The organism is Collinsella aerofaciens, assembly GCF_040915545.1.
Classification (GTDB): Bacteria; Actinomycetota; Coriobacteriia; order Coriobacteriales; family Coriobacteriaceae; genus Collinsella; species Collinsella aerofaciens_BE.
The window spans coordinates 187,052-195,231 of the sequence record NZ_JBCPDH010000001.1 but is presented as its reverse complement, the minus strand read 5'-3'; the positions used below and the strand labels follow the sequence as shown (position 1 = coordinate 195,231).

The 8,180-nt window shown below is 57.5% G+C and carries 7 protein-coding genes and 1 tRNA gene; all 8 read right to left on the bottom strand.

All coding sequences use genetic code 11. The features are described from left to right. Window positions 1-432 precede the first annotated feature (432 nt). Window positions 433-792 (bottom strand): 50S ribosomal protein L20, encoded by a 360-nt coding sequence (gene rplT, locus AB5202_RS00825; protein WP_006234421.1) that lies wholly within the window; start codon window positions 790-792, stop codon window positions 433-435. A 46-nt stretch (window positions 793-838) separates the two neighbouring features. Next, window positions 839-1,030, bottom strand: a complete 192-nt coding sequence (gene rpmI / locus AB5202_RS00820) for a 50S ribosomal protein L35 (RefSeq protein WP_006234422.1) — start codon at window positions 1,028-1,030, stop codon at window positions 839-841. Window positions 1,031-1,062: 32 nt separating this feature from the next. Beyond that, entirely contained in the window at window positions 1,063-1,632 is a 570-nt protein-coding gene (infC, locus tag AB5202_RS00815; RefSeq protein ID WP_006234423.1) for a translation initiation factor IF-3, read from the bottom strand. Between the two features lie 431 nt (window positions 1,633-2,063). Then, window positions 2,064-2,150 (bottom strand) — tRNA-Leu (locus AB5202_RS00810). A gap of 39 nt (window positions 2,151-2,189) precedes the next feature. After that, on the bottom strand, window positions 2,190-3,623 hold the full coding sequence (locus tag AB5202_RS00805; RefSeq protein ID WP_368144644.1) for a transglutaminase-like domain-containing protein: 1,434 nt from the start codon (window positions 3,621-3,623) through the stop codon (window positions 2,190-2,192). 351 nt (window positions 3,624-3,974) lie between these two features. Next, complete coding sequence (gene fba / locus AB5202_RS00800; protein ID WP_368143356.1) at window positions 3,975-4,841, bottom strand: class II fructose-1,6-bisphosphate aldolase; 867 nt, start codon at window positions 4,839-4,841, stop codon at window positions 3,975-3,977. Between the two features lie 194 nt (window positions 4,842-5,035). Further along, entirely contained in the window at window positions 5,036-5,719 is a 684-nt protein-coding gene (locus AB5202_RS00795; protein WP_368143357.1) for an MBL fold metallo-hydrolase, read from the bottom strand. Window positions 5,720-5,807: 88 nt separating this feature from the next. Next, window positions 5,808-8,168, bottom strand: a complete 2,361-nt coding sequence (locus AB5202_RS00790; protein WP_368143358.1) for a RelA/SpoT family protein — start codon at window positions 8,166-8,168, stop codon at window positions 5,808-5,810. Between the last annotated feature and the right edge of the window lie 12 nt (window positions 8,169-8,180).

The following is an 8,180-nucleotide window of genomic DNA, read 5'->3' as shown; positions in this document are numbered from 1 at the left end:
GCCTCTCGGCGGCCTTGCGAAAAACAAATCCAAGTTAGACCATTTCAAATGGTTCGATGTCTGCCCGGATGCGACACTCGGAAGTGTCCATCCTCGCAGTATCCGGTTCTCAAGGTGCACGCTTTGCGGCTGATCCGGTTCGACCGGGCCGCGCGGCAAGGAGATATATTGCCAGACCGCGAAGCTCTGTGGGACGTCAATTCCGCTCTTCACAAGTCCTACACAACATATTGCTTTCTATAGGTAATAGAAAGACTGGTGCGGATCTTCCGCACGTATCAGATGATGACCCTTTGGTTCAGGAATATATAGAGATCGGTCACCTGTAAGTGTTTATCTACCCGCGCTTTTAGCAATGTAAACCGCGCTTCAGATAAAAAGAGGGAGCGCCGCGCACAACGCGACACTCCCCTAGCGATTCAAGAGAATCTATTAGGCCTCGAGAGCCTTCTTGGCGATGGTAGCCAGCTCGTTGAAGGACTCGATGTCCTCGTAAGCCATCTGAGCCAGGACCTTGCGGTCGAGCTCGATGCCGGCAACCTTCAGGCCGTGCATGAACTGAGAGTAAGAGATGTCGTTCAGGCGAGCAGCAGCGTTGATACGAGTGATCCAAAGAGAACGGATCTCGCGCTTCTTGTTGCGGCGATCACGATACTGATACTGCAGGGAGTGCTGGACCTGCTCTTTAGCATGCTTGTAAGTACGCGAAGCGGCACCGTAGTAACCCTTCGCACGGTGCATAACGGTACGGCGCTTCTTCTTGGCGGCAACAGCGCGCTTAATACGTGCCATGTTCTATCAACTCCTAGACGGTAAAACGAAAAACGGGAACGCGAACTTAGGCGAGACGCGACTTGATGACCTTGCGGTCGGCAGCGGCAATCTCGGTCTCCTGACGGAAGCCACGCTTACGCTTGGTGGACTTCTTGCTCAGGATGTGGCTCTTGAAAGCCTTGGCGCGCATAAGCTTGCCGGTACCAGTCTTGCGGAAACGCTTCTTGGTGCCGCTGTGGGACTTCATCTTAGGCATGAAATACTCCTTAATCGGTTACAGAACACTAGTTACTTAGTATCGCTTGCCGCTTTATCCTCATCGAAGGCGCCCTTAATCGGGGCGAGCAGCATAAGCATGTTACGGCCTTCCATCTTAGGCTTGGACTCGACCGTAGCGTAAGGCTTGAGATCCTCGGCGAGACGCTCGAGAACGTTAAGGCCCTGCTCCGGGTGAGCCATCTCACGGCCGCGGAACATGATGGTGATCTTAACGCGTGCGCCCTTCTTGAGGAAACGCAGAACGTGGCCCTTCTTGGTCTCGTAGTCGCCAACGTCGATCTTGGGTCGGAACTTCATTTCCTTGACCTCGACCTTGGACTGGTTCTTACGAGCAGCCTTGGCCTTCATGGCCTGCTGGTACTTGAACTTACCGTAGTCCATGACCTTGCAGACCGGCGGCTCCGCGTTGGGAGCGATCTCGACCAGGTCGAGACCCTGATCGTCGGCGACGCGCTGGGCATCGCGAATGGCGAACAGGCCGAGCTGAGAGCCATCGACGCCAATCAAACGGCACGACGATGCAGTGATCTCGTCGTTGATGCGAGTGTCATCAGACTTAGCTATTTTCCCTACCTCCATTCATAAAAAAATAACCCGGCGCTTCTCAGCAACCAGGTCGTACACATAGACTTCCTCGATTTGAGGAAGGGAATCTAAGTTGTATGACCAGTCAGCTGCTCATTGGCGCCAAAAGGTGGGAACCCTCGGGTTCCTCTTTAGGGCATTGCGGGAACAACGCCTTGCGAATAATAACACGTACAGCGCGTTATCACATTACGTACACGAAAAAGGGGCCTTGACCCCCTTGAACGCTCGCTTGCATGTATGGTGCCCGAGGCGAGACTCGAAGGGCCTTCGCTTCGCGAAGCCCCGGGGTTCGGACGCGTGGCGCCCTCGCCACGCTCCGCTACAAACAGGCCGCAGGCCTGTTTGCTTAACGCTTCGCGCGCTCACGCGAGTTCGGCACGAAAAAGGGGGCCGCAACCCCCTTGAACGCTCACTTGCATGTATGGTGCCCGAGGCGAGACTCGAACTCGCACGTTGTTGCCAACGGTGGATTTTGAGTCCACTGCGTCTGCCAATTCCGCCACTCGGGCACGTAATGCGTGAGTTAGTTTATCACAGCTTTCTGTTGATTAGTCCGAAAATGGAACTTCAAGCATTTCGATGAGTTCGACCGTGCGTAGCATCTCGCGCTGACGGCATCCGCGACCGTCGACCGAAGCCTCACCCATCTGGTTATCGTAAGGGTCCTCGCGCATGCCGTCGAAAGAGGGCTCAAACTCTGCCTGGAATCGATTGTTGGCCACCATACGCCATGGGTCGAGATTGCCAAAGTAGTGACGGCGGCGCCACTCCTCCCCCATCCTGCGAGCAGAAGATCCAAATGACACGTCGGCGTTGAGCCAACCGGTCTGCGGCGTATAGAACTCTGCCCAGTCGTGCGACCCCACCGAATCGGGCGCAACGTACAGGCCGCTCTGCCAACGGGCAGGCACGCCCGCGATACGGCACATGGTGATAAACGTGAGCGCCATAACGCCGCAATCGCCGCGGAGCGAATGCGCGCAGTCATCGGCAATAGATCCCAAAAGCAAGTACGGCGGCTGATAGCGATAGTCGATATACTGCGTCAGGTAATCATAGATAGCACGAGCGCGATCGAGCGGATCCTCGAGTCCGTCAACAACACCGGCCGTCAGCTGCTGCAGATACGGCGTAAATGCAATGTGCGGACGGTCCTCGGAAATATCCTCGGGCAGAGGCGCGTCCATACGCGGATGAACCGGAAGTGTGCCACCGTAGACATCACAATAAGCAGCATCGATGTGATAACGATAGGTCACCGAGAATGAGCGCTCACTCGAAGAAGACCACGAGGCGGTACGCGCCGAAGCGTTCGCGGGAGCAACAGTACCCTCCGGCGTCATGTCGAGAATCTCGACCTGAGACTGTTGGCGGCAGGTGGCGGCAACGGGAAGCCAAGCGTGAACGGTCTCCCCCTCTAGAGCGCCGGGGACAGACAAGGACGCCTGAAGCGTAATAACGCGAGTCAATCCGTTTTGCGACTCCATCTCCTTGAGCATCTCGTTGCGCAGTGCTATTCCGTCCGTAGAATCGGGACGCATGCCGGGGACCTCTTTGGGATATACGCGAAGCGAATCGAGGAAGTTGTCGAGAACGAACAGCTCGCCGTCGATAAAGCGCCAGTCAATACGCTTACGGTCAATCAGATCGTCAAACTGCTCCTCGGTAAACTCAGGCCACTCCTCGCGAATCATCGCAATAGCTCGATCGCGCGACACCGAAAAATGAAGCGGCGTCTCAAGCATGCGATACCGCTCGGCACGAACGCAGGCTGCCAGGGAAGGCTCAGGATTCTGCTCCAAAAGGCGATCGCAGGCGGCAACAGCCTGCGTCAAATACCCGGCATCCTTAAGACGAAGAATCTCAGGCGGTAGTCCAATATCGAGATGGCGAAAGTCATCGCAGCAAACATCAACAGAGCAACCAACAGGCCCCTCGTCAATAACCTTCCCATCCGAAGGCAGCACATTAATAACAGCCATACCAAACTCCAAGTCATTAGAACTCTTGAAGCCCATTGTAGCGAGATAAAAAAGAAAGCCCCAATAAAGGAACCCTCAACACCGATAAACGGTACCTCTAAAAATGAATTCAGCCCAGTAACCCTGTAGCGAGTTAACAAAGGAGGCCCCGTTCACCCGGAGCTGATTCCGTCGCGCGACTTCTAGCGAAGCCAGTAGCCACCTTAATTCAGACTCGTAACCCTGCGGCGTTAAACGAAGGAAGCCCCGTCTCCCGGAACTGTTTCCTTGGCGCGACTTCTGGCAAAGCCAGGTGAGCGCAAAGGAAACAGTGTAGGGAGACGGGGCTTCCGGTGGGAAGTTTAGCTACGCTTACGCCTTGTTGACGGAGCCAAACTCCTCCATGAGCTCCTTGGTGCGGGCAACGATGTTGTCGCGACCAGGCTTGAGGAGCTTGCGGGGGTCAAAGCCCTTGCCCTGCTGATCCTTGCCGGCCTCGATGTACTCGCGAACGCCCTTGGCGAAGACGAGCTGCAGGTCGGTGTTGACGTTGATCTTGGAGATACCCAGGGAGATGGCCTTCTTGATCTGATCCTCGGGGATGCCGGTACCACCGTGCAGAACGAGGGGCAGGTCGCCGGTCTGAGCCTTGATCTCGCCCAGACGCTCGAAGGAAAGGCCAGCCCAGTCGGCGGGATACACGCCGTGGATGTTGCCGATACCGCAGGCGAGGAAGTCGACGCCCAGGTCAGCAATCTGCCTGCACTCAGCGGGGTCAGCGAGCTCGCCGTTGGAGGTCACGCCGTCCTCGGTGCCGCCGATGCCGCCGACCTCGGCCTCGATGGACATGCCCTTGGAGTGGGCAAGCTCAACGAGCTCCTTGGTGCGGTCGAGGTTAAGCTGGAAGGTCTCCTCGTGAGAGCCGTCATACATGATGGACGTGAAGCCGGCCTCGATGCACTTGAAGCAGTCCTCGTAAGAACCGTGATCGAGGTGAAGGGCGACGGGAACGGTAACGCCCGTGGCCTCGACGGCAGCCTTGACCATGTCGGCGCAGACCTTGAAACCGCCCATCCACTTAGCGGCACCAGCGGTGCACTGAAGGATCAGCGGAGACTTGGCCTCCTCGGCGGCCTGGAGAATAGCCAGGGTCCACTCGAGGTTGTTGGTGTTGAAGGCACCGAGAGCGTACTTGCCGGCCTCGGCCTTCTTGAGCATGTCTGCTGCGTTGACGAGCATAAAAGAAACCTCCTGTAAGGTTGCTCCGATAACGCCTGAGATTTTACCACGACATACCCGAGCATAAACGTTCGTTTGTTCACGAATACCATCCGATTGGACAAATTTTGACCGTTTGCCCCACAGAATCGACCCACTGGGGAAAATAGCTTGACGATTGAGCGGTCTTCGTGGTTCGAAAGACGGCTTCGAGCCTACATCTGCATAAACGGGTTCTGCATAAGTTCGCGCGCCATCGTGGTCGAATCGCCATGGCCCGTCAAGCAAACGGTATCGGGCGGAAGCGTCTTGGCAAGTTTGGAAAGCGAGCGCATAATCGCCGCCTCGTCACCGCCGGAAAGATCGGTACGACCGTGGCTGCCCGGGAAAAGCGTGTCGCCCACAAAGGCGATGTTCCCCTGCTCGGTCGCGGCGAACAGGACGATGCCGCCCGGCGTATGCCCCGGCGTCTCGATCACCTGCAGGCAGACGTCGCCCACCTCGATTGTATCGCCCTCGGCAAGCAAGCGCGTCGGCTCACCCGGATCGGGCGTCTCGATGCCCCACATGGCGCGCTGCTCCTCGATATTTGCGCGAGGTACCGTCACGTCCTTAGCGCACAACTCATATAGTGCGCTGTCGCCAACGACAGCTCGAACCCCGGCAACCCCGCCAACATGGTCGGCATGACCGTGCGTGCAGACAGAGCCGAGTACGCGCACCTCGGAATGCGCGGTGCGGATATGCTCCACAAGACGCTCGCCCTCCCACGCCGGATCGACGATTAAGCACTCGTCATTCGAAATCACGGCGTAACTGTTGGTCTGAATCGGGCCGTTGACGAGCGCCTCAATCGAAGCCGCACCTCGGGGTGTCAGGTCCAAAGTCATATCGCCCATGCGCATACCCTCCTTCTAAAATACGTTCGAGGCACCAAACGATGCCTCGAACGTAACCAATATCTATGATGCTGAGAGGCTCTCGCACCTACACACGGCGCTTGAGCTGAGCTCCGCCTTCGCCGGGCATAAGACGGCGAGCGTCGTAGACCGAATCGACACTGCTGATGGAAGCCAGCAGCGGATCCAGACCACTCGCGTCCGAGATCTCGACCATAAAGCGCAGGGTTGCAATACCCTCGCGGTTGGTCGACGTGGCGGCAGAAAGGATATTGCCGCCCGCATCGCCAATGGCAATGGTGACATCCTTGAGCAGGCCCATACGGTCCAAGCACTCGACCACGATCTCGACCTGGAAGAGGGTGTCGGCAGCGCCGTCCCACTCCACATCGATCATGCGCTCGGGATGTTCCATAAGACCCTTGACGTTGGGGCAGTTGGCGCGATGTACCGAAACGCCACGACCGCGCGTGATGAAGCCGACGATGTCGTCGCCCGTCACGGGGTTGCAGCAATGAGCCAGACGGACCAGCAGGCCGCTGTTGCTCTCGCCCTTGACGATAATGCCGTTACTGGCGCTCTTGCCGCGCTTTTGCGGCTTGCGGTTGGAGCCGCGAGCAGGCTGTTTCACGACCTCGGCGATAGCCTCGGCCTTGGTGAGCTGTTCCTCGGGCTTGGGGTCCAAGATTTGCTCGACCTTATTGCCCACAGTGCGCGGGGCAACCTTGCCGGCGCCGACGGCGGCAAACAGGTCCTCGAGCTGCTTGAAGTTAAACTGCTCCGTTACGGCGTTGAGCGCACGCGTCGAACGCGGCGTAGAAATGCCATAGCCACGCTTCCGCAGGTCCTTGGCCAGCATATCGCGGCCGGCAGCAGCGTCGTCATCCTTGGTCGCAGCGGCAAAATAGCGGCGGATCTTTGACTTGGCGGAAGGCGTCTTAACGATCTTGAGCCAATCACGCGACGGCTTGGAACTCTTGTTAGTCAGGATCTCGACACGGTCACCCGTCTTAATCTCGTGCGTGAGCGGAGCCACCGCACCGTTGATTTTGGCGCCGACGCAATGGTTTCCCACCTCGGTGTGAACGGCATAGGCAAAGTCGAGCGGCGTGGAGCCGGCACGAAGCGCCATGACCTCGCCCTTGGGCGTAAAGACGAAGATCTCCTGATCGAAGAGGTCGACCTTCAGCGAATGCAGGTATTCCTTGGCGTCGGTGATCTCATCAGACGCAGCCCAATCGAGCGAATGCTTGAGCCAGTTGATCTGGTCGTCCAAACGTTGAGCGTCATTGGTCTTGGAAGCAGACGATCCGCCCGACTTCTTATATAGCCAGTGGGCGGCAATGCCGTACTCGGCCTGCTCATGCATCTCATAGGTTCGAATCTGAATCTCGAGCGGGCGGGCCGTGGGGCCGATAACCGTCGTATGGAGCGACTGGTAGTTATTGACCTTGGGCATGGCGATATAGTCTTTAAAGCGACCGGGCATGGGGTGCCACAGCGTATGCACTGCGCCGAGCGTGGAGTAGCAATCGCGCACCGAATGGGTAATAACGCGCAGCGCCACCAAATCGTAGATCTCGGAGAATTCCTTGCCCTTGCGCTTCATCTTTTGGTAGATGGACCAATAGTGCTTGGAGCGGCCGTTGATCTGGAAGCCCTCCAGGCCAATGCGGTTGAGCTCGTCGGTGAGCGTCTTGATGGTCTCGGCCAGATAGCGCTCGCGAACCTCGCGCGACTCAGCCACCATGCGCGCGATGCGCTGGTAGGCGTCGGGCTCAAGGTAGAAGAAGGACAGGTCCTCGAGCTCCCATTTAATGGAGCTCATGCCCAGACGGTCGGCCAGAGGCGCATACACGTCCATGGTCTCGCGAGCCTTAAACAGGCGACGGTCCTCACGCAGGGCTGCAAGGGTGCGCATGTTGTGCAGACGGTCGGCAAGCTTAACGATGATGACGCGGATGTCCTTGGACATGGCGAGGAACATCTTGCGCAGCGTGAGGGCCTGTTTCTCGTCCATGCTGTCGACTTCGATGTTGGTGAGCTTGGTCACGCCATCGACGAGCTCGGCCACCGTATCGCCAAACAGGCCGGAAACATCGGCAAGCGAAGTCTCGGTATCCTCGACGGTATCGTGCAGCAGCGCGGCGCACACCACGTCACAGTCCATCTTAAGATCGGCCAGAATGATGGCCACCTCGACGGGATGGTTGATGTACATCTCACCCGAGCGCCGCTTTTGGTTGCAATGCTTCTCGGCAGCAAAGCAGTAGGCCTGCTCAACCTTAGAAAAGTCGTCCTCATTCATATATTTGAGGCACAGACGCTCCAGCTTGTCGTAGCTGTCCGCCATAATCTCGGGCGGCAGCTCATCGGCATGCTTATAGTGCTCCATCTCCGAAAACGGCTGGAGGGTGGAATCATGGGCGGTACGGGCTGCGGCATCCATCGAGGTCCCCTT